This is a genomic window from Paenibacillus guangzhouensis (assembly GCF_009363075.1).
GTDB classification, from domain to species: Bacteria; Bacillota; Bacilli; order Paenibacillales; family Paenibacillaceae; genus Paenibacillus_K; species Paenibacillus_K guangzhouensis.
The window spans coordinates 6,649,059-6,671,130 of record NZ_CP045293.1 but is presented as its reverse complement, the minus strand read 5'-3'; the positions used below and the strand labels follow the sequence as shown (position 1 = coordinate 6,671,130).

Here is a 22,072-nt window from a genome sequence, read left to right as displayed (position 1 = left end):
AAAAAGAAACCCCACACTCGGGATTTCTTGATCTTAGAATAGGTTCGTGTTCATAGCATTATTGTCCAGTATTGCTCGTTGAATCATTCGTTCCTTTTTTCGCTGTACCTGTCGTACCATTCGTCGTTGTATCCGTCGTTTTCTTCGTTGGATTCTTCGGCACGCCGTTAAGTCCAACTTCTGCATCATAGGCATCGAAAATCTGACGCGCGATCGGGGCTGCCCCCTGTCCGCCGTATCCGCCTTCCGGCACAACGACAGCGACTGCGAGCACAGGATCCTCAGCTGGAGCATAGGCGATAAATACCGCGTTCTCGACTTTCACACTTGTGCCTACATCTTGTTGTGATGTACCTGTCTTACGATTGAAGGAATAAGGGAAGCCTTCAAAACCTTGCACACTAACTTTGGACATCCCTGCTTCAATCGTTTTCCAATAGGAATCATTAAAATTAACTTCATTTAATATCTCTGGCTTAAATGTCTGAACAACTTTATTATCTGCATCACGAATCTCTTTGACGAACTGCGGTTTCATCCGTTTGCCATGGTTCGCAAGCATCGTAACATATTGGGCAAGTTGGAGCGTCGTATAACGACCTTGTTGTCCGAATGAGGCGAATATAAGAGCCGATTGAGCACTAGCTTTTTTCATCTCGTTAAAGTAATCGACCGTTCCGGCGCTCTCGTTCAACAACCCGCTTTCCGTCGTCACACCGAGACCGAATTCTCTCATGTATTTATCCCACAATTCTACACCATCATTGCCGTCTCGCATATACAAGCCATTACCAACCATTTTAGCCATGAAGGCGTTCGATGATTTTTCAATGGCTCTGGATGCCGTGATAGACCCATTCGCTTTGTTCGAAGCATTTCTAACCCTTGTCTCATGTCCCTTCGCACCGTATGCGAAAAACCCTGGGTCATTAAATACCGTTCGTGAAGTGAACAATTGTTCCTGTAGCCCAATCAATACCGTCAACGGCTTAACGACCGATCCTAGCGGTACGATGGAGGATGGATGTCGGTTCTGCTCTTTCTGGCTCTTATATTTCTGCGAAACGGCACGAATCGTACCGTTCACATAACGACTCTCGATTTCGTTATAATCATCTGTACTAATCTTGCCCCCGCGCCAGATGTTCGGATCATAATCCGGCATACTCGCCATCGCAACGACATTGCCAGTCTTCACTTCCATCGCAACGGCATAACCGGCGCGCGGATTCGGTTTGAATCCTCTCGATAAGTGCGCTCTCTCATTGATGCGCTTGATGCCATCCATGATCGCTTGCTCCGTCTTCAATTGAACGTTCTTGTTCAATGTTAACACGAGATTATTTCCTTTGACCGGCTTCGTCAGCTCCATTGGCCCGATAATGCGACCTGCGTTGTTCACCGGGAACTTCTTGATCCCGTTCTTACCACGCAGCTCCTTTTGGAACAATAGCTCCAATCCGTCAAACCCTACATCTTCATTCTGCAAATATTTCTCATCAGATTTGGCATCCAGACTGCTGCTATCTTCTTCAATTTTCCGGTAGAAATCGAGACCACCCTCCGGATTGATCGCAGACTTATATTTCTTCAGATAACCGACAAGCTGAACAGCTACCGTATCTGGGTCATAATTCCGAATACTCTCTTCTACGATGTCAATACCCTTGAACTCTTCCTTATGCTGCATGAAGTAAGCAATTTCCTTCTGCGTAAGTCCTGATTTAATGCGCCGAGGAACGTAACCATAATTAAGCCGCGATTCAACGTCCATCTGGTATCGGATGTCTTCCTCCGTCATCTGAGGCACATTCGGATCACCGTATTTATCAAATACCTTTTTTAAGCTAGCGATGATCTGGTTCAATTCTGCTTTGTTCTCATCCTTGGTATAGTTCTTATTTAATGTAAAATATAAAGACTGTGTTGAGGTGGAATATGCGATCGGCTCCATGTTCGAATCATAGATTGAACCGCGAATCGGCGGAATGGATACTTCCTTATACCCCATACGATCTGCCAGCGCCTTCAACTCCGGGCCTTCGACGAATTGCAATATCGCAAGTCGCACAATAAGTACCGAGAAGACGACGAATGAAATGAAGAAAAATATATTAAGCCGCAGTGAGAAGTTCCGTCGATTCGCAACTTCCCGTTTTTGCTGGTCATCCATCGAATGATTGCTCATACTTCGTTATTCCTTTCTTTTTACCAATTGTCCGTAAAACTACCAGAAGTAGTGTACCATATTTTCACCCTCTCTTGCATCTTTCCTTGGATTCTTCCCATAGAAAAACGCCCCGATCATCGATCGAAGCGCTTCCTATGTAACCTTTGGATTATTTTTTGGTTGCCTGTTCCATAAAGGCTTTGACCGTCGCGTCATTTAGACTCATTTCGCCGAGTGACACACCACGGAATGACACCTTAACTTTATCTTCTTTCGCTTTCCCCGTAATTTCGAGGTTATCTGTCTTTATGCTATAAGTACCGTCATCATTCTGTTTAAATTCAGCGTTTTCCGCTTCTTTCAGCATGGCGTTCATCGCTTGATCTTTGAGTGTCTGCAAGGCGTCATCTTTGACCGTCGTAACCACCTTACTGAGATCATCAATCGTATATCCACTATAGATGGCTACGCCCAGGATGATTCCAATCACAAGCACCCATTTCAATACAGTTTTCAGGAAGCTGACGACAACGAATAGGACAACAACGGCAACAGCCAGCAGCATCCAATTTTCTTCGAGAAACTTCATGATTACTTCTTGACTCATGATATTCCCTCCTTTCCACATCTTCACATTATACATGATAGCCATTTTATTCGTAAATCTTACTCCAAAATTAAAATAAGGGCATAAGTTCGTCCCGCCAGGCGTACAAGTAGATAGCAGAGGAGATAAACAAATCATTGACTTTTTGAATTACCTTTAAGGAGTGAGTGGCTTGAAGATTGCTATATGGTTGTACTTGTTCTTATTTGTCGCTTTTTTTGATCTGCATGCGCAGTATCCTATATTAACGCCTTTTGCAATCTCTCTCGGCGCTGCCCCTTCTTTTATCGGACTGATGATGGGCATCTACTCATTCACGCATCTGCCTGGCAACTTTCTTGCCGGAATTGGTGTCGACCGATACGGCAGCCGTATCTTCATTCTCGGCAGTTTATTTGGCGCGGGCCTCATTCTGCTGTTCCAGGCTCATGTGACGAATCCTTGGCAGCTGCTCGTGCTCCGTTCCATTAGCGGGTTCGTGCTCGCCTTCCTCTCTCCGGCCTGTATGTCACTACTCGCAAGGCTTGCCCAAGATCATATCACGCAAGGAAAACTCATGGCTGGCAATGGTCTGGTCCATACTCTAGCTTCCGTCGTCTCTCCAGCCGCGGGTGCGCTCCTCGTAGCAAAGATCGGCTTCTCGCAAGCCTTTAGTGTTCTAGGGTGGGTCTTAATCGGCGTTGCAGCCATTGCTGTCTTCGCGATTCATGATCGGCCTGCGACAGTGACCGCTGACCAAGATGCCAGTAATTCACCTGTCCTTGCACCTGCGCTTCAAATGCCGTGGCGATTCTTCTTCTTGCCTCTAGCCATCTCTTGTTCTCAAGGGATCTTGTTCTTCGAGCTACCACTCATGAAAGAAGCGCTCGAATCCATTATGAAGGCAGGCGTATTCTTCTCCGTTATCAGTCTCGGCGCGCTGCTTACGCTCAGTTTATTATTCTTGAATCGGTTTTCACCTTATGTCAGAACGTGGATCGGCAGTCTTTCCCTTGCCATTTCGTTTTTCGTCATTGCGATCCCGACGCCATTTCCTCTAATTGTGCTGCTCTTCATTGTCGGGATGTCGAAAGGAATTATCTTCCCAGCGATGTCCTCTTATCTCATTGAACTAAGCGGCGGTACCCGGTATGGACAAATGTTCTCCACCATGTCGATTGCATCGTCGATTGGGTATTTCTTTGGCCCGTTGTTAGCTGGGCATTTACGCACCTTCGTCTCTCCTTACTTCATTGCCTTCTTTATCCTGATGACCGCCCTTGTGATTCTGCCTGCACACCATCGAACACGCACGCAATTAACGCCAACCCTGCATGAATAGGGACTCACCCAATTTTTTAGGCATAGGTATTCGCACAGTACGTTAGCCCTCTCCATTCATACTATAACATTGTCTCTAACAAGAGCTTGAAAGAGAGGTGACTTTGAATGGGTTTCGATAATTGCGGCGTAGTGTCCCCAATCGTTCCTTGTGGTCCTGGTCCTGTAGTAGGCGGCGTCGGATGCGGTGGCGGATTCGGAACGACAACCGGTGTGATCTTGGTACTGTTCATCTTGCTCGTTATTATTCTTCGCGCTACACGCTTATAGTCTTGTGACTCCTCGATTTTGCGAACTTGCGATTCTTTCCTCTACCCTTGGGCTCGCTATGTGCGGGCCTTTTTTTTGTGTTCCTGTAACTTTGTGGATACTTTTGCATAATGCTTGTCTAACGCTGTACACTAAAGGTACAAAACTCGTGAGTAGATTGTTAAATATCGACATTTCCCGGGGAATATATACAGTCCATCATAGATAACTATTTGAATCGAGGGATATACATGGATCCGATTATCATCGTCGAAGGAAAGAACGATCGCAGCCGTCTGAAGCGGTTATTGTCGCCTGACATTACGATACTCTGCACCTATGGGACCTTAAGCACAGATCGACTAGAGGAGCTGAAGCGCAAAGTCCGCGATGAGGCGGTCTATTTGTTCATGGATAATGATGCATCTGGAAAAAAAATACGTGCCATCCTGCGTGACGCGTTCCCTGATGCGGAACAAATTTATACTCGGCGGGGATATGCAGGGGTTGAAGGTACACCTGATGAATATATTATTCAGCAATTAGAAAAGGCGGGGTTGGAGGAGTATATACAATACCCCGACCCAACCCCGCTCTAGTTAATGTTTTTAAAATATCCCACGATCATAACGAAGGAACTCAGGAAGTAGTTCGACATCGAATCTTGAATTCAACCAGGAATTCCGTTACTCACGTAGTCTCGCCTACGCTCCGTTTCCTCATTCCCTAGTTTCATCCAACCTTCTCGGTTCTTATCGCGGAATATTTTAAATTCTTATTTTAGGAAATTTTAAATCATCAGCTTTGATAACGAAGATCCTCAAGAAGCCGATTCGACATCGAATCTTGGACTTCAACCGAAAATTCCGTTACTCATTTTCTAGTTTCGCCCAACCTTCTCGGTTCTAAAACCAGACGATTTAAAACACTTATTTTTAGTTATAATCTAACCTTACTTATGCGCCGTATCGATGATCATAATGAAGAATACGACCATGAGATAGTTGATCGACATGAAGAAATGTTTCTTCGCCCATATTTCGTCGACCTTTGCCTTAAATCCGCTGAATGTCATGAATAACCATGCCGCGGAAAGTAATGTTGCGACGCACAAAAAGATCCAGCCAACATATCCATATACATAGAACAAGACGGATACAAGCACAAGCAACGCGACATAAGGAATCATCTGAAATTTCGTGCGTCGAATGCCTTTGACTACCGGCAGTAATGGAAAGCCCGCTGCCCGATATTCTTCTACTCTGCGAATGCCAAGTGCCCAAAAATGCGGCGGCTGCCATAAGAACAACAGCGCGAATAACAGAATCGCACCCATGTCAATTGCGTTCGTTACTGCAACATACCCAATCACAGGCGGCATCGCACCCGAAATTGCGCCCACAGATGTACTCCATGTCGAAGTACGTTTGAGCCATAACGTATAGATCCCACCATAAACAAGCATTCCGACAAGACCAAGCACACCTGCTAATACGTTCGTGAATACGAAGAGTACGGCAAGACCGAGAACTCCAAGGATAATGGAATACCATAATACAACGGTCGGTGTTAATCGGCCTGTTGGAAGCGCGCGATCACGCGTACGCGTCATTTTCATATCCATTTCACGATCGTAATAATTGTTAAAAGCACAAGAAGAAGCCATAACAAGCGTTGTACCAAGCAGCATCCAGACAAGACTGACAAAATTAATATCCCACTTGGATGCAAGCCAGAAACCGCCGAATGCAGCAATCAAATTCGAACGTAATATCCCGGGCTTAATCACATTAATGAAATCTTTCCAGGAGCCTGCTTGTATCGAAACTTGAGAAAGGGGTGCCGAGTCGGAAGAAGGAGCTTGGTAACTCAACTGTTTATCCACGTTTGAAGATCCTCCTCTAATAATGACAATTACACTACTGTGAGATTTATCATATCAAATGCATTCGTTGTTTGACAATGTTCGCTGTCACAGTTCATCAATTTGACAATACATTGATAGGATTTAGGAAGTATTGTGCAATTATGCTCATATTAATATGTATTTACGTTCATAATAAGTTTAAATATGGAAGTGTTGAACAGGACATCATCATGAAGGAGAGAAAAATTTGGACACAGGCACACATCTTGTCATGGGCCTTGGCATTGCAGGCCTATCCTATATCGATCCAGCTGTCGCAGCGGATCCTGCTCTAGCAACTGCCGTATTTTTTGGCGCAATCATTGCAGGGCAAGCGCCTGATTTCGATGGATTTCTTCGGCTCAAGAGCAACACCTTGTATATACGTCACCATCGCGGCATAACGCATTCCCTCCCCTTCCTCCTTTTATGGACGGTACTGATTACGGGACTATTCTCCTTCTTATGGGGATTCCCATGGGGAAGCAGTGCAATCTTCCATCTCGGGTTCTGGGTGCTATTATCGACTTGTTACCATGTTTTCTCCGATCTATTTAACACCTACGGTACGCAAGGAGCAAGGCCCTTCTCTGCCAGATGGATCTCGTGGAACATCATCCATATCTTTGATCCGACAATCTTCGGAACCCATGTCCTCGCGATTCTGTTATGGGCGCTTGGGATTGCAAAGCCTGAGGTCATCTTCCCGATCCTCTACACATTCATCGCACTATATTATGTGTGGCGAACCATCGTACACTGGAATCTTGAACGCCGATTAGCAGGAATGGATCCAGATCATGAACAAGGCGATACGTATATTGCCATCCCAACCGTGTCATTAGCCCATTGGCATATCGTCAAGACGAGACGGGATGGGAGCTTCGTCCTCGGACACTACGACCGTACAGGAATTCGATTTATGGAGACCGCCAAGTGCTCGAATCATGCGGCAGTCGAAGGTTCCAAAGCAGATCCAACCGTTCAATCATTTCTGTATCTCACAAATTATGCTTGTGCTGAGGTTCGAGAGATCCGGGCAGGCTATATCGTACGCTGGTCCGATGTCCGCTATAGGCACCGCAAACAGTACCCTTTCGTAGCGATTGTGATGATGGATCGTGAGTTCAATACGATTGATTCTTATGTCGGCTGGATTAGCGATAGTCAGATCGAGAAAAAATGGAGCCTCTTGATATCTTAGTGTAGACAAAGCACACCCTCTATTGACGCATTCGTTCGAATGCGTCAATATTATGTTCGAATGGACCTTTCCAAAAAGAAAGACCCAGAGCAATTGCTCTGAGCCTCTCTCTTATGGATGCTTAGCGAATGCGGTTCGATGAGGAGCCTGCAAGAGACTGCTCAGCGATTTGCACAAGGCGCTTCGTGATATATCCACCAAGGGAACCTGCTTCACGAGAAGTTACATCGCCATAGTATCCACTGGAAGGGATTGAGACACCTAATTCTTGTGCAGCTTCCATTTTCAATTGCTCAAGAGCTGCTGAAGATTGAGGTACAACTAAAGAGTTACGTCCATTTGCCATTCGTAAAAACTCCTTTCACCCTGCTTCTAAAATATGTTTGCTTGCAAGCTTGCAAACTTATTATGACCTTCTTCTAGAATGTTATTCTTAGATATTCAGCCAAATTTGATGGAGGGTATTTCCAAATGACAAAGCCGTTATCGCTCTTATTTGCCGTCATTAATATCTTGTTCATGCTAGCTATCGCAATCTCCATTGCCATCAGTATATGGTTGGTTCTGTTATTCACCGTATGCCTCATTGGATTCATGGGATTCAGCTTCGCTATGAAAGCAAGGCTTGATCGCAGAAAAGCGGAGTGATTCACTCCGCTTTTGCATGACGATAGAATTTGAAGTTGCCAGGATTATGGAAGCAAGAAGCCCATCCGTTCCTTCACATCACGAACGGTCTGATCAGCAACCGCTGCAGCCCGCTCCGCACCTTGACGCAGAATGTCACGAATCTCGCCCGACGCGCGAATCTCATGGTAACGCTGCTGTAATGGTTCAAGCACCGACACAACAACCTCTGCCAAATCCTTTTTGAACGCCCCGTAGCCTTGTCCCTCATATTTTGCTTCAATCTCTTCAATAGAGAGCCCCGCACAATGGGAGTAAATGCCTAACAAGTTGCTGACTTCCGGTTTGTTCGCAGGATCGAATTTCACTTCACGTCCGGAATCTGTCGTTGCGCGGCTAATTTTCTTCCGAACGACATCCGGTGGGTCTAGAAGCGCAATGAAGCTGCCAGGGTTCGGATTGCTCTTACTCATTTTTTTCGATGCATCGTCAAGCGACATGACACGTGCACCAATCTTCGGAATATACGGCTCTGGTACTGTGAAGTAGTCTCCATAACGGCTGTTGAATCGCCCTGCGAGGTCGCGCGTCAATTCCAAATGCTGCTTCTGGTCATCTCCTACGGGTACCAAGTCTGCGTTATAGATCAGAATATCTGCAGCCATAAGTGCCGGATAGACGAACAATCCTGTACCAATCGATTCTTTACCGGCAGATTTATCTTTGAACTGCGTCATACGCTCTAGTTCGCCCATATAGCTTAATGTCGTTAACAACCATCCTAGCTCTGCATGTCCTCGTACATGAGATTGCATGAAGATATTCGCTTTCGCTGGATCAATTCCTGCAGCCACGTACAAGGTTGCGACTGCCTCGGACTGTTCGCGCAGCGCGGCTGGATCTTGCGGTACGGTAATCGCGTGCAAATCCACCACCATGAAGTAACATTCATGGTCATTTTGCAATTTCACGAAATTCTGCATTGCGCCAATGTAATTCCCGAGGGTTAGCTGACCGCTCGGCTGAATGCCTGATAATACTTTTTTCATTCCCAACATCCTCCTTCATTCCTCATCAAACCATACAAAAAAGGCCTCCCGCCGTAAGGGACGAGAGACCGTGGTGCCACCCTAATTTATTCGCCGCGAGTGATTCCTCGGCAGCAAATCTTAGTTATTCCGTAACGTGGAAATAAACGGCCGGCATACTGGATCACGCCTACATCAATGTAAGCCCGCAATCGTTCTGCGCACAGCGCTCCAGGGTCCATTCGGTTCATGAGATACACCGGTTCGCAGCGAACACCGGCTTTCTGTAGTATCCTACCATCAACTTACTTATCCCTATCATGACTTTAATCGGATATTTGCGCTAATCATAACAATCTGATCTTTAAATGTCAATCTAGATAGGGCAGGCGTTGAACTTATGACTTTGTACAGAACATCTGGTATGATGAAGTAGTGAGATGTCGGATCTTATCATTAAAGGAGTTGAGCAACCATGTATCAAGTGACAAAAGGCCAGTGGAGCGGACATGATACATATATTTTGCATAGTGATCAGCTTGCCGTTACGCTGCTGCCTGGGCTTGGTAATAATGTTATTCGAATTTGGGACAAAGTATTAGAGCGCGACGTGCTTCGTAAACCCGAAGAATCGGATTATGAATTCTACATGCAGAAGCCCTATCACTTTGGTATTCCGATCCTAATCCCGCCAGGCCGAATTCGCCGCGGCAAATTCGATTACGCTGGCGTACAATACCAATTCGATCAAAATACAGCGAACAACAATCATATTCACGGTCTGCACCGTACCCAATCATGGAAGGTCACAGACCTGCAGGAGCAGGATGACTACTGTTCCATTACGACAACCTTCTACACCAAAGATGATCCGAATTGGATCCGTCAATACCCGACGCCTTTGAAGTTGGAAGTTGTTCTTGAGCTTCGGGGCACTGAGTTGAAGCAAACCTTGCTTGTGCAGAATCTTGGCGAGCAAGCTGCGCCGTTCGGATATGGCGTTCACACATGGTTCATGATCGATGGAGCTCCGGATCAATGGAATGTCCAAGTCCCTGTTGATGCCATCTATGCCTTGGATGAGGAATTGATCACGACAGGTGAAGTCGTATCCCTCGGGGAATTCAGCGAATTGCCTCATGGATTGAATTTATCGGGCGTGAACCTCGATACGGTATTCCGCGGTGTGCCAGATCAACCCTTCACCGCTAGACTGACCCGCAATGACGGACTTCAGATCAAATATAGCGCGAACCAGCCTTACTTCAAGCATTGGGTATTGTATACCAAAGGCGAAGCCGATCAATTTATATGTCTTGAACCTTACACGTGGTTAACCGATGCCCCTAACTCCAAATTCGGCAGTGACGTGACAGGCCTAATCGACATGCAGCCACAGGAGCAAATTGAACTTACGATTACCTTAGATATCGAACATCCGTAATGTTCATCAAAAAAAGCAATGCCCTCCGTTCACGCTCATCAAGCGCAAAACCAAGGCATTGCTTTTTTTTACTCCGACTTACATCCCGTAAATCCGTTGAATACCTAACGAATCGAACACGGCATCCATCGCTGGTTCGAGGGGAGCATCTGTCACGCAAGCGTGCAATTGATCCAGAGGTGCAATGGAGAATAGGGAAGCTTTGTTCACTTTGGTCCGGTCGAATACCGCAATCGTATGCTTCGCGCGGCTCATGAGCATGCGCCCTGTCTGAGCCTCTAACTCCGAATACGTCGTAATTCCCTGCTCAGCAGAGATGCCGTCTACGCCGATGAATAATTTCTCGATATTCAAATGCGCAATCGTCTTCTCGGCAAGCGGACCGCACAGCTCAAAGCTCTTGTTCCGCATCACACCTCCGACGACAACGACCTGAATCCCTTCGCTATCCGCAAGCTCCATCGCGATGTTGACAGCATTCGTGACGACGGTTACGCCATGACGCTGCTTCAATTCCCTTGCGATGAGGAATGTCGTCGTTCCGCCAGTCAGACAAATGCTGTCTCCTTCTTCAATAAGCTCAACCGCTTTACGGGCAATCGCTTCCTTCTCAAGCCACAGATGCTGCTTCTTCTCGGCAAAGGGCATCTCACGGATCGGCGATATTCCATCAAATAGTGCACCACCGATGGTACGAATAATTTCACCTTTGCGATCAAGCAGATCGAGATCTCGACGCGCCGTTGCCTCCGAGCAATCGAACTGATCAATTATTTCCTGAATCGTGATACGACCTTGTTGCTTCAACAATTGCAACATTTGTTGTCTTCGTTGCTCGCCTTTGGAAGGGTTCAAGCCTGCCATCAATTATCACACCTACTATTTATATTTCTACAAATTGCGTAAGATTTCTCGGATCATCCGGATTAAGACCTAATTTCATCGCTGTATAGTAACCATTATACTGAATCCATGGTAAGTATAGCACACTTCTTGCTTCATCGCTAAGGGATTGTCCACCCGTTTCCAGGACAAGATCCGCAAAAGCTGTGTCATTTCCTGCAGCAGCAGTAATAATCACAACGGTTGCGCCGTAGCCTTTCATTTCGCGAGCGACTTTAAGCTCGAATTCACGAGCAGACTCCGACAACATCAATACAACTTGGGAGCCTGGTTCAATAATGGATTTAGGACCGTGACGGAATTCAAGCGTGCCGTAAGCCTCTGTCCAAGTGCAAGTCATCTCTTTCAATTTCAAGCAAGCTTCCAGTGCTAATCCGCCAAATGCGCCCATACCGAGGAACACCGTACGAGAGAATTCGTTCGTCTGAACCCAATTTTTCATTACTTTATCAGCTTCTTGCACCAGCGCAGCATCTAGAGCCAACACTTGCTCAAGCTCTGCCGTCAATTCCGGTTTACCTGCCGCAAGCGCAATCGCAGCTTGCATCATGAATGTCATGCTGCTAAGCGATTTCGTCATCACAGTGCTCTTCTCTTTGCCGAGTGGCGATAGAAGGCAGTCCGTCATTTTTGCCATTTTACTTGTCTCATGACATGTGATACCGCAATGATCCCAATTCGCCACATCCTTGAATGAATCTAATGCGATAATCACCTCATGCGATTCACCAGAACGAGATACCCCTACAATGAGAAGCTTCTTATTCACATTAAGCGTCTGCTCGCGGAATAAGAAAATGTCCGAAGATGGATAAGCCGCTGCGCTGCGGCCGGTCCATTTGCGATACGTTGCCGCCATTGTAAGCGCTTGATAGTAAGACGATCCAGATCCGATAAAAATAACTTCCTCATATTTTTCATTTCCTATATATTGGGCCACCCAATCTTTTTGCTGTTGCAATTGTTCCCATGCTGCATTTAAAGCTTCGGCTTGAGCACTAATTTCCGTATACGTAAGTTCACCTGCACCAATTGACACTGTTAAAGTCCTCCTTTATAATCGAGTTAATGAAATTATAAATCATATTTTTGATTGTTTCAATCATTTTATTGGGAGGGTTTAGGAAATGGGTCATTTGATCTCATCAACAAGAATGCTGGAAGTCGCACGGGCGAATGGTTACGGTGTTACAGCCTTCAATGTCCACACATTGGAGATGCTGCAAGCCGTCGTCGATGCAGCTGAGGAAGCACAAGCTCCGCTCATTCTTCAGACAACGGTAGGAACAGTTAAACATTTAGGGCCGGAATATATCGTCGCTGCGGCGCAAGTTGCTGCCAAGCAAGCTTCCATCCCGATTGCACTGCATTTGGACCATTGTACGGACTATGAATTGCTTGTCCAATGTATTCGCGCGGGTTACACTTCCGTGATGATCGATGCATCCATGCATCCATTCGAAGAAAATGTTCGTCGTACAGCGGAAGTCGTTCGTGTTGCTCGTGCAGCTGGTGTGAATGTTGAAGCTGAGCTAGGTAAAGTAGGCGGCGTTGAAGATGACATTATCGTGAGCGAAGAAGATGCGCGCCTAGCGGATCCTAACGAATGTGTGGAATTTATTGAGCGGACGGGCGTACCTACCTTTGCGCCAGCGATTGGTACAGCACACGGGATTTATAAGGGCGAACCTAATATTGCATTCCATAAGTTAGAGCAAATTTATAACCTTGTCCAAGTTCCTCTTGTCCTGCATGGCGGTTCAGGTATTCCGGCTGAACAAGTGAAGCGCTGTGTCGCACTTGGTATGGGGAAAATGAATGTCGCTACCGAGCTGCGTATTGCATTCTCTGATGCAATCAAACACATTTTCGAACAAAATCCAAATGAAAATGATCCTCGTAAATATATGGTACCGGCAAAAGAGGCTGTGAAAAAGCTGGCTCTCGAGAAAATGCAGCTCACAGGATGTGTGGGACGGGCGAAAGATGTCTACCTCTAATCCGAAGGTCGATTCCCGCATCGTAACCGTGACATTGAATGCTGCAATCGATAAGACCTACACGGTGCCGCAATTTGATCTGAATCATGCTTATCGCGTGAACGATATGGTTGCGACGGCTGGCGGGAAAGGTATTAATGTGGCGAGGGTAGCTTCGATCTTACAGCAACCTGTCATCGTATCCGGCTTTGTCGCAGGCTCTCAAGGGCGATTCATCACCGAAGGATTGAACCGAGAAGGCATTGCACATGATTTCGTTCAGGTTCCGGGTGAATCTCGGGTGTGTATCACCATCCTAGATCCTGCTAAACCGAATGAACAGACCGAGCTGCTGGAGCCAGGTCCACGGATCACGCCTGAGGCAATGGATGCCTTGTCGTTGAAATTACAAGAACTCGCCAAGACTTCTACTTGCATGGCTTTCTCCGGGAGCTTGCCAATGGGTTGCCCTACGGATACTTATGCAAGGCTCATTCGTGATGTGAAGCTTAGTAATCCCGATCTTCGGATCGTGCTCGATGCAAGCGGCGACGCGCTCGTCGCAGGACTTGAGGCCAAGCCTTTCCTCATTAAGCCGAATGAACATGAGATCGAGAAACTTGTCGGCAAAACCGTCCAGTCGCCAGAAGAACTGCATGCATGCATTCGCAATCTGATGGCTGAAGGCATCGCTTGTGTCGTTGTATCGCTCGGTAAAGACGGTGCAATTGCGGGTTATCAAGGTAAGCTATACCGTGTTACCTTCCCTCCGCTTGAAATTGTGAATCCAGTCGGTAGCGGTGATTCGATGGTCAGTGGGATGATCATTGCTTTCGAACGGGGTTATAATATTGAAGATACTCTCCGTTTGGGTTCGGCATGCGGCAGCGCCAATGCACTCATGATCGGGGCAGGTTCTGTACAGCCGACGGATGTCGAGCGGTTATTCGCAGATGTACATGTCCAAGTGATCCCTGTTGAAGAATAAAATAAACACCTCCAGAATGAAAGTTTGATTCTGGAGGTGTTTTCATTTGGGCACGCATGAGAAAGATGGATAGGATAAAAATTATGAGTCCAAATTCGTTCCTACATACGCATTCGCATTTCGTTGGTTCATTCGAATCATGACATTTGCCATGTTGTAGTGGGATTCAAATTGTGCGCTTGCAATAAGCATCTGTTGTCGAATGGTAAAGTCGAAACAAATTTCTCCGTGGGTCCAGCCCTTCTTGAAGTTCAACGCTTCGATCGCCATATTGCGGAAAGCTCTCTGCTGCGATGCATTTAGGCCCTTAGCAGGTGTATTCCCAGTACTTTCGATACAGTCAATCGGATTATGACGTATGCCGAATTTCCCAATTGTATTGTTACGAATCTGAAGGAATAATGTTCCCGAAGTTAAGGTACCTAACTCCTCACCTAGTTCTTTAAACACCATGTCTGTCTGTCTAGCAAGAGAAATTTGTTCTAAATTCAATTAATTCCCTCCATTTCTAATGTCGGTTTAAGTCACATTATGTAGGACTTATTTCTCATTATACGGAAGGATTTTCCTTTTTACAACATTTTAATACAAAATATTGGAATATAATTTAAATTGTGCAAGTCGTTCTTATAGACCATTTCAGAATTGGCTGATATAATATGGATTAATCTTCCGATAAAGGAGCGTTCACATGAACTGGTTCCATTCATTATCTTTTAAGCTTAAATTGCTAATTGGCTGTTATACGCTTGTAGGAATTTTCTCACTTGCGACAATTATCCTACTTCTAACAGCGGGCGGTTCATTTATTCCCGGATTGATCGTTATTGTTGTGTTGGTTGCAGCCAGCTATCCGCTTATCAATTGGCTGGAACAGTTATTAACAGAACCGATTGTGAACATCTCCCGTGTGGCATTGAACATTTCCAAAGGGGACTTCTCCACCAAAATCACCGTAACATCCAATGATGCACTAGGACAATTAGGCCATTCATTCAACAGCATGATCGATAAGTTAAAGGAAATCTTAAATGATACATCGAATATTTCCCGGCTCGTCGCAGACGCGAGTCGAGATATCTACTATAAGAACAACAACATGAAGCTGGTCATGGAACAGGTTGCTTCGTCCGCGAATGAGCTGGCAACCGGCGCTTCGGAAATTTCAGAGGACGTCTCCTCTGTGTCGGAATCGATCAAAGAAATCGAGACGCGTGTTGAATCCTATGCTCACTCCACCAAAGCAATGAATAATCGCTCGGAACAGACGATTGATCTCGTCGAGAAAGGTCGCAGCGCAGTTGAACGCCAAAGTCAAGGTATGGAGAAGAATATTGAAGCGACAGCAAATGTTGCGATGACGATTGAAGAGTTAGCGAAGCAAGCTGACGGCATTACGAAGATTACGAAGACGATCTCTGAGATTGCTGAACAGACGAACTTGCTGTCCTTGAACGCTTCCATAGAAGCAGCGCGTGCTGGCGAGCATGGCAAAGGTTTTGCAGTCGTCGCCCAAGAAGTTCGTAAATTGGCGGAAGAATCGTCCGCATCGACCAAAGAGGTCTTCCTGCTCGTTCGCGGTATTGAACAAGGAATTAAGAAAGCGATTACGAACATTCAGACGAACGAGGATATCGTTAAAATTCAAACGGAGCTAATTCGTGAGACGGAGCGCGTATTCTCCGAAATCGTAAGCAGCGTCCGTTTCATAACAGAAGAGATTTACAACTTCTCCAAAGAAAGTGACGTTATGCTCGAAGGCGCACAGCGCATCTCAAGCACGATCGAGAATATTTCTGCCATTACCCAGCAATCTGCCGCGGGAACGGAGCAAGTATCGGCATCCATGAATGAGCAGATCCATTCTGTCCTTGCGATGGTCGAACAAACCGAGAAAATGCAGCAGGTCGTTGTACAATTGCAACGTACGATATCTGTCTTTAAACTATAATTAATACATACGAATGAACAGGGCTGAACTTCAGTCCTGTTTTTTCAATAATTTATCCAATCCTTTGCAGAAATGAGGCATCTTAGATGAAAACACCTTTTGAGATTGTTAACGCCACCCCAGCCGATATGGATCGCATTGTTGAAATTTATAATTCCACCATTGCGGGACGTATGGTAACAGCGGATCTAGAGCCTGTTACGGTGCAAAGTCGTATGAAGTGGTTCGATGAGCATTCACCTGATTTCAGGCCATTATGGGTCTTGAAACAGGATGATCGTATTGCAGCTTGGTTAAGCTTCCAATCCTTTTACGGCCGTCCTGCTTACAATGCCACCGCAGAGATCAGCATCTATATTGATGAGGCATATCGTGGACAGGGCATCGGCAGTCTCCTCATTGAAAGAGCCATAGAGGCATGTCCCGGCCTTCAGATCCACACGTTGCTAGGTTTCGTATTCGGACATAATGAGCCGAGCCTGGCATTGCTTCGCAAATTCGGCTTTGAAGCTTGGGGGACTTTGCCGCGAGTAGCGAATCTGGATGGGATTGAGCGTGATCTGGTGATTGTGGGGAGACGAATTTAAATCGCTGGTGTGTGAAGGTGAGCATAGGTGGGAGGAACTGGGGTCTCTCTTCAGCCGATTCTTGTCCGCCCATTGCTTTGATTAGACAGGTTGGATGCAATGGGCTTCCAAAGATCGGACGTAAACTCTTCCGTGTGACCCCACCCCCTCCTTTTAGCTCACAGACTTTTTAATTTCTTCTCCTATGTGGGGGGAGGTATGGAAAGTGAGTGACTCCTTCCGGTTGCTTCTTGTCCGCCATTTCCTTTGATGAGATAGTTGGTGGGAAATGGCTACCAAAGAGCGAACGCAGGCTCCTCCACGAGCTCCCTCCCTTCTTTTTATGCCCAATAGCTCACTAGGATTAAATTCTTCTCCCAAGGGAGGGTGGGAAGTAAGAGTTGTGAGCATAGGTGGGAGGAGCTGGGGTCTCTCTTCAGCCGATTCTTGTCCGCCCATTGCTTTGATTAGACAGGTTGGATGCAATGGGCTTCCAAAGATCAGAACTCTTCCGTGTGACCCCACCCACTCCAATTTGCTCACTAGGAATAAATTCTTCTCCCAAGGGAGGGTGGGAAGTAAGAGTTGTGAGCATAGGTGGGAGAAGCTGGGGTCTCTCTTCAGCCGATTCTTGTCCGCCCATTGCTTTGATTAGACAGGTTGGATGCAATGGGCTTCCAAAGATCGGACGTAAACTCTTCCGTGTGACCCCACCCCCTCCTTTTAGCTCACAGACTTTTTAATTTCTTCTCCTATGTGGTGGGAGGTATGGAAAGTGAGTGACTCCTTCCGGTCGCTTCTTGTCCGACGAACGCAGGCTTCTCCACGAGCTCCCTCCCTTCTTTTTCTGATGCCCAATAGCTCACTAGAATAAGAAAAGGAGGCAGCGTTCGCTGCCTCCTTTTGCGTTAACCATTAATACTTCTTATACATGCCCACTGAGCGCGGTGCTGTCGGGGCAAAACCATACTTCTGATACAGCTGATCGGCTGGAACATCCGCGATCAGGCTTACATAGGAGCCTTCTGGTGCATGATGATCCAGATACATCATAAGCTCAGTCATAATGGTCTTGCCGAACCCTTTCCCTTGGTATGCAAGGTCCACGGCAATATCGACGATTTGATAGAAACAACCGCCATCGCCAATGATCCTTCCCATCCCAACGAGCTGTCTATCCGCATTTCTCAAGGTGACGGCAAAGAACGAATGTTGCAACCCGATCTTTGCACCTTCGGTGCTCTTCGGACTTAACCCAGTCGCGGCCCTAAGTGCTATATATTCTTCAACCTCTGGTGCTTGATGAATCACTTCAATCGAATGGTCCATCTCATTACTCCGTCATGGCCATGAATTCACGAACATCGGCGATTGCGAGATCAACTGCTTTTTGCCAAAAATCCGGCTTCGTCAGATCAACCCCGAGATGCTTCTGAGCCAATTCTTCAACGGTCATACGTGCTGTGTCACGAAGCAAGTCGATATAACGCTGCTCGAATGCTGCGCCTTCTTGCAATGCTTGAGCATAGATTCCCGCGCTGAACAAATATCCGAACGTGTACGGGAAGTTATAGAACGGCACATCCGTAATGTAGAAATGAAGCTTCGACGCCCAGAAATGTGGATGGTATTCGGACAACGCATCACAATAAGCTTCCTTCTGAGCCGTCACCATCAGCTCATTCAATTCCTCTACCCCGACGAGTCCCTCTTTACGCTTCGCATAGAAACGTGTCTCGAACAGGAATCGTGCATGAATATTCATGAAGAATGCGATGGAGTTCTGGATTTTATTCTCGAGCAATGCCAGCTTCTCATCGCTATTCTTCGCCATCTTCACAACTGAATCAGATACGATCAATTCTGCGAACGTTGAAGCCGTCTCCGCTACATTCATTGCGTATTCTTGCGCCATCGCCGGCAAGCCATCCGTCACATATTGATGATACGCATGTCCTAGCTCATGTGCTAAAGTCGATACATTCGATGGTGTTCCTGCATACGTCATGAAGATCCGTGTCTCTTTGCTTACTGGCAGCGAAGTACAGAATCCGCCAGGGCGTTTGCCTGCGCGGTCTTCGGCTTCAATCCAACGCTTCTCGAATGCTTGGACGGTGAAATCCGCCAATTTAGGACTGAATTTACGGAACTGCTCTTCAATGATCTTCGCACCCTCATCATAAGAGATCAATTGGCTCGATGCTCCAACTGGCGCCTCGACATCTACCCAGCTAAGGCGTTCCGTACCGAGAAGCTTTGCTTTGCGATTCAGATATTCGACGAAAACCGGCTTATTCTTAATGATGACATCCCACATGACATTCAATGTCTCTTCAGACATGCGGTTAATGGCAAGCGGTTCCTTAAGAATCGAATCCCATCCGCGTTTCTCATATAATTTCAGACGGAACCCTGCCAAGTGGTTTAATGCATCGCCGCAGAAGTCTGCTTTCTCACCCCAAGCCTCTTCCCATTTCTTGAACATCTCGGCACGAACTTCGCTGCTGCCATCGGACAATTTATTGTAGGCCTGACCTGCGGACAACTGCAATGTCTTCTCGCCTTCCTGCCAAGGAATCTGTACGCTGCCGACGATCGTGTTATACAATTCTCCCCAGGCATGATAACCGGAAACCGCAAGATCTCCTGCGAGCGCTTCGAGTTCAGGAGAGAGCTTTTCTTTGGCCCACTCACGGCGCTCGTTCAAATTGAATGCAACTTCAGCGATTTCCGGCTGTTTCAGCCACTCGCCCCATACCGCATCATCCAAGGAACGAATCTGCTCATCGAATACCGTCATGACGGACAGTAGCTGCGCATTGATTGTTGTTACGCGCCCTACGAGCATCGTCGCTTTTTTATCCTTCTGGTTCTCTGCTGTTAGACATGAAGTGAAGGATCCGGCCTCACGAACACGCAGTGTAATATCTTGAAGGGATTGAAGTGAAGTTTTGAATATATTCACATCCATAGAGCCAGCACCAGAAGTAAGCTGTTCTTGCAGTGATTTAATATCACTTTCAATCTGAATTAGAAATTGGGAAAACGCATCCGAAGAAGAACCCCCTGCAAAGATGGATTCTAAATCCCACGTTTGTTGTAATGGTTGTTGCATGAATTTTTCACCTGTCCTTTTGTCCATTTCTGATGAATGGTATACTGGAATTGCATTTCATTGCATGAAGTCAATCCGAATGATTGTCCCATGAAGGAGGAACCATATGAAACCTTTACAAATATCGCCGGAAACCGCTATCGCATTGTCTAAGAAGCTGGGTGTTCCGCTTGAGCATTTAATGCATATGCCCCAACATATTCTGATGCAGAAAATCGCTGAGCTTGCTAAAGCTGACGCCGCTGACGAAACCCCGGCTAAAGAGGATAAGCAATGATACCGTTCGAAAATACATGGCCTTATGAACAGATCATGAACGACATTTATATCCACGCATGCCCGTTCTGCAGCAAGGAAAATGTCCTCTTACCTCTGAAACCGAGTGAACTCCAAGACATTCATGACGGGAAGAAGAAGCTCCTCGTCTTCCCCTGCTGCTCGCATCGCGTAACCTTGGTCGATACGGATCATGACTACCTGCTCGCATCGGAACCGTTACGAGGTCGCCGTTAGACACGAATTCAAGATATAGACACAACAAAGCCGCAATCCAAACCCGGATATCCCATTATCTTGGTGCAAATGCGGCTTTTTGTTGCGTCCATTATGTATGCCAGCAGCTGGTTACTTCGCTTCTTTCATTTCTTCCGTGAGTTCCAAGTGCTCGCCTTGCGCCTGCATCTCTTCACGTAGAAGCTTCCATTGTTCACGCGACGCATGGATCATTGCAGAGTCCATAATATTCTTGTCGTTGATTACACGAGAGAACCATTTCACTGCCTCATGATTATTGCCTACACGACGATACAATTCACCGATGAGGTACAACAGCCTCGCGTTATTCGCCCCAACGCCATCCAGTTCATAGACACGTATGTACGCTTCTAGCGAGAAATTCAAGAATCGCTGCTCTTGATCTCTGTTTCCTTGATACCGGAAGAGCCAAGCAATATGCTGCAGCAGGCTGGCGATGAGACGTTCAGAATCTTCGATGGCCTGTGCACATAAAAGCGCAAGCTGGTAAGTCTCCAGCGCTTTCTCCCACGTACGTTCTCCGCCATAATCACGCTGGACCCAACGCGGCTGAATTTGCTTGGCAAATGCCGTACGCTGCTTATCGGATAATTTTTCTGTAGAGTTCTCCGTCGAAGCATAGCCGCAATTCGGACAGACCCGTACGACATAATAGTCCGGATTCGCTTCCTTATAATGCGAGCAGAAGTCGGTATCGGTCTTGTACGGTTTCTTCAGACTTTGGCGTACACGTGAAGTACGAAATTCCATTTCACAGAAAATACATTTCACTTTAATTTGATAAAGCGGTTCGAGCGCCATGTGTCTTGCCTCCAAATCAATCTAAGGTGTATTTACAAAATGATAAGCTGGACCCGATAATCTCTCGATTACAAAATTCCGCAAGCTATCCTCGATCTCAATCTCCTGGAGTGCTTCATTCATACATTGGAGCCAAGCATCCGCATGCTCCTTCGTCACCGGAAAATGCATATGTCTTGCCCGCATCATCGGGTGTCCGTACTGATCAGAGTATAAAGAAGGTCCACCAAAAAACTGGCTCAAGAACATATACTGCTTCTCTTGCACAGGCATAATATCTTCTGGAAACAGCGGTCCGAGCAGAGCATTTCGCTGTACTCGTGGATAGAAAGCTGCCACCAAGCGACGAACAGTATCCTCACCACCCAAAGTTTCGTAAATTGTATTATACGATCTCACGTTCCACCCATCCTTTCTTTATCTTCGTTGCCTCATTATTATAACAAAAATAACCGCGCTGCATATCTGCTAAATGTTACTCGGGTAGACGACGCAAAGAAATCCGTATCTCAGAGATACGGATTTCCTCATAGCCTCGGGCAGTCAGATAACAGCCTAACTCATGGTTCTAAAGGTCTAGCTAGCTATCCCACTCTTCTTCGCCGGGTGTTAAAGACGCTCTAATAACATAAACAAAAGCACATACGAGAATGCCCGCCACAAGACTCATCTTCATCCAC

24 protein-coding genes and 1 other annotated feature are annotated in these 22,072 nt (G+C 46.4%); of the genes, 12 read left to right on the top strand and 12 right to left on the bottom strand.

All coding sequences use genetic code 11. The features are described from left to right. Positions 1–58: 58 nt before the first annotated feature. Both GCU39_RS29975 and GCU39_RS29970 read right to left on the bottom strand, forming a co-directional pair. Positions 59–2,173, bottom strand: a complete 2,115-nt coding sequence (locus GCU39_RS29975) for a peptidoglycan D,D-transpeptidase FtsI family protein (RefSeq protein WP_227793377.1) — start codon at positions 2,171–2,173, stop codon at positions 59–61. 166 nt (positions 2,174–2,339) lie between these two features. Continuing rightward, on the bottom strand, positions 2,340–2,777 hold the full coding sequence (locus GCU39_RS29970; protein WP_152396811.1) for a hypothetical protein: 438 nt from the start codon (positions 2,775–2,777) through the stop codon (positions 2,340–2,342). 172 nt (positions 2,778–2,949) lie between these two features. On the opposite strand from GCU39_RS29970, the gene GCU39_RS29965 reads away from it, so the two are divergent. The 3 genes from GCU39_RS29965 (at position 2,950) to GCU39_RS29955 (ending at position 4,945) form a co-directional block, all read left to right on the top strand. Next, positions 2,950–4,098, top strand: coding sequence for an MFS transporter (locus GCU39_RS29965; protein ID WP_152396810.1), 1,149 nt, complete (start codon positions 2,950–2,952; stop codon positions 4,096–4,098). Positions 4,099–4,238: 140 nt separating this feature from the next. Continuing rightward, positions 4,239–4,367 (top strand): sporulation protein YjcZ, encoded by a 129-nt coding sequence (locus GCU39_RS29960; RefSeq protein WP_152397497.1) that lies wholly within the window; start codon positions 4,239–4,241, stop codon positions 4,365–4,367. 230 nt (positions 4,368–4,597) lie between these two features. After that, positions 4,598–4,945 (top strand): toprim domain-containing protein, encoded by a 348-nt coding sequence (locus GCU39_RS29955; protein WP_152396809.1) that lies wholly within the window; start codon positions 4,598–4,600, stop codon positions 4,943–4,945. Between the two features lie 353 nt (positions 4,946–5,298). On the opposite strand, the gene cyoE is transcribed toward GCU39_RS29955, so the two are convergent. Beyond that, positions 5,299–6,231 carry a heme o synthase gene (cyoE, locus tag GCU39_RS29950; RefSeq protein ID WP_152396808.1) on the bottom strand — a complete coding sequence of 311 codons (933 nt, stop codon included), beginning with the start codon at positions 6,229–6,231 and terminating at the stop codon, positions 5,299–5,301. Between the two features lie 229 nt (positions 6,232–6,460). On the opposite strand from cyoE, the gene GCU39_RS29945 reads away from it, so the two are divergent. Continuing rightward, positions 6,461–7,456 (top strand): metal-dependent hydrolase, encoded by a 996-nt coding sequence (locus GCU39_RS29945; protein ID WP_152396807.1) that lies wholly within the window; start codon positions 6,461–6,463, stop codon positions 7,454–7,456. Positions 7,457–7,577: 121 nt separating this feature from the next. Here GCU39_RS29945 and GCU39_RS29940 read toward each other — a convergent pair whose 3' ends face one another. Then, positions 7,578–7,802 carry an alpha/beta-type small acid-soluble spore protein gene (locus tag GCU39_RS29940; protein ID WP_152396806.1) on the bottom strand — a complete coding sequence of 75 codons (225 nt, stop codon included), beginning with the start codon at positions 7,800–7,802 and terminating at the stop codon, positions 7,578–7,580. Positions 7,803–7,927: 125 nt separating this feature from the next. Here GCU39_RS29940 and GCU39_RS31690 point away from each other — a divergent pair, with 125 nt between their 5' ends. Further along, positions 7,928–8,104: a DUF5325 family protein gene (locus tag GCU39_RS31690; protein WP_193726684.1), complete on the top strand. Its 177-nt coding sequence runs from the start codon at positions 7,928–7,930 to the stop codon at positions 8,102–8,104. 44 nt (positions 8,105–8,148) lie between these two features. Here the strand turns inward: GCU39_RS31690 and trpS are convergent, their stop codons facing one another. Next, positions 8,149–9,132, bottom strand: coding sequence for a tryptophan--tRNA ligase (gene trpS, locus GCU39_RS29935; RefSeq protein WP_152396805.1), 984 nt, complete (start codon positions 9,130–9,132; stop codon positions 8,149–8,151). 53 nt (positions 9,133–9,185) lie between these two features. After that, positions 9,186–9,442, bottom strand: a binding site (T-box leader). Between the two features lie 144 nt (positions 9,443–9,586). On the opposite strand from trpS, the gene GCU39_RS29930 reads away from it, so the two are divergent. Continuing rightward, positions 9,587–10,555: an aldose 1-epimerase gene (locus tag GCU39_RS29930; RefSeq protein WP_152396804.1), complete on the top strand. Its 969-nt coding sequence runs from the start codon at positions 9,587–9,589 to the stop codon at positions 10,553–10,555. 78 nt (positions 10,556–10,633) lie between these two features. Here GCU39_RS29930 and GCU39_RS29925 read toward each other — a convergent pair whose 3' ends face one another. Next, positions 10,634–11,419 (bottom strand): DeoR/GlpR family DNA-binding transcription regulator, encoded by a 786-nt coding sequence (locus GCU39_RS29925; RefSeq protein WP_152396803.1) that lies wholly within the window; start codon positions 11,417–11,419, stop codon positions 10,634–10,636. A 19-nt stretch (positions 11,420–11,438) separates the two neighbouring features. After that, positions 11,439–12,497, bottom strand: coding sequence for an SIS domain-containing protein (locus GCU39_RS29920; protein WP_152396802.1), 1,059 nt, complete (start codon positions 12,495–12,497; stop codon positions 11,439–11,441). Between the two features lie 88 nt (positions 12,498–12,585). Here GCU39_RS29920 and GCU39_RS29915 point away from each other — a divergent pair, with 88 nt between their 5' ends. Beyond that, positions 12,586–13,458: a class II fructose-bisphosphate aldolase gene (locus GCU39_RS29915; RefSeq protein WP_152396801.1), complete on the top strand. Its 873-nt coding sequence runs from the start codon at positions 12,586–12,588 to the stop codon at positions 13,456–13,458. Continuing rightward, complete coding sequence (gene pfkB, locus GCU39_RS29910; protein ID WP_152396800.1) at positions 13,445–14,425, top strand: 1-phosphofructokinase; 981 nt, start codon at positions 13,445–13,447, stop codon at positions 14,423–14,425. The genes GCU39_RS29915 and pfkB overlap by 14 nt, the downstream gene beginning before the upstream one ends. Before the next feature lie 81 nt (positions 14,426–14,506). Here pfkB and GCU39_RS29905 read toward each other — a convergent pair whose 3' ends face one another. Further along, complete coding sequence (locus GCU39_RS29905; RefSeq protein WP_227793376.1) at positions 14,507–14,917, bottom strand: O-methyltransferase; 411 nt, start codon at positions 14,915–14,917, stop codon at positions 14,507–14,509. 199 nt (positions 14,918–15,116) lie between these two features. Between GCU39_RS29905 and GCU39_RS29900 the strand changes: the two genes are divergently transcribed. Further along, positions 15,117–16,376: a methyl-accepting chemotaxis protein gene (locus GCU39_RS29900; RefSeq protein ID WP_152396799.1), complete on the top strand. Its 1,260-nt coding sequence runs from the start codon at positions 15,117–15,119 to the stop codon at positions 16,374–16,376. Between the two features lie 86 nt (positions 16,377–16,462). After that, the gene (locus GCU39_RS29895; protein WP_152396798.1) at positions 16,463–16,963 is read left to right on the top strand and encodes a GNAT family N-acetyltransferase; all 501 of its coding nucleotides are present in this window, start codon (positions 16,463–16,465) and stop codon (positions 16,961–16,963) included. A gap of 894 nt (positions 16,964–17,857) precedes the next feature. Here the strand turns inward: GCU39_RS29895 and GCU39_RS29890 are convergent. Together GCU39_RS29890 and GCU39_RS29885 are read right to left on the bottom strand one after the other, a co-directional pair. After that, a complete protein-coding gene (locus tag GCU39_RS29890) occupies positions 17,858–18,271 on the bottom strand; it encodes a GNAT family N-acetyltransferase (RefSeq protein WP_152396797.1) in 414 nt (137 codons plus the stop codon). A 4-nt stretch (positions 18,272–18,275) separates the two neighbouring features. Continuing rightward, positions 18,276–20,057: a M3 family oligoendopeptidase gene (locus tag GCU39_RS29885; protein WP_152396796.1), complete on the bottom strand. Its 1,782-nt coding sequence runs from the start codon at positions 20,055–20,057 to the stop codon at positions 18,276–18,278. A 106-nt stretch (positions 20,058–20,163) separates the two neighbouring features. On the opposite strand from GCU39_RS29885, the gene GCU39_RS29880 reads away from it, so the two are divergent. Further along, positions 20,164–20,334: a YycC family protein gene (locus GCU39_RS29880; protein ID WP_152396795.1), complete on the top strand. Its 171-nt coding sequence runs from the start codon at positions 20,164–20,166 to the stop codon at positions 20,332–20,334. Then, a complete protein-coding gene (locus GCU39_RS29875; RefSeq protein WP_152396794.1) occupies positions 20,331–20,570 on the top strand; it encodes a hypothetical protein in 240 nt (79 codons plus the stop codon). The genes GCU39_RS29880 and GCU39_RS29875 overlap by 4 nt, the downstream gene beginning before the upstream one ends. Before the next feature lie 111 nt (positions 20,571–20,681). Here the strand turns inward: GCU39_RS29875 and GCU39_RS29870 are convergent, their stop codons facing one another. Together GCU39_RS29870 and GCU39_RS29865 are read right to left on the bottom strand one after the other, a co-directional pair. After that, positions 20,682–21,392 (bottom strand): DUF2225 domain-containing protein, encoded by a 711-nt coding sequence (locus GCU39_RS29870; RefSeq protein WP_152396793.1) that lies wholly within the window; start codon positions 21,390–21,392, stop codon positions 20,682–20,684. 21 nt (positions 21,393–21,413) lie between these two features. Further along, complete coding sequence (locus tag GCU39_RS29865) at positions 21,414–21,791, bottom strand: globin domain-containing protein (protein ID WP_152396792.1); 378 nt, start codon at positions 21,789–21,791, stop codon at positions 21,414–21,416. Positions 21,792–22,072 lie beyond the last annotated feature (281 nt).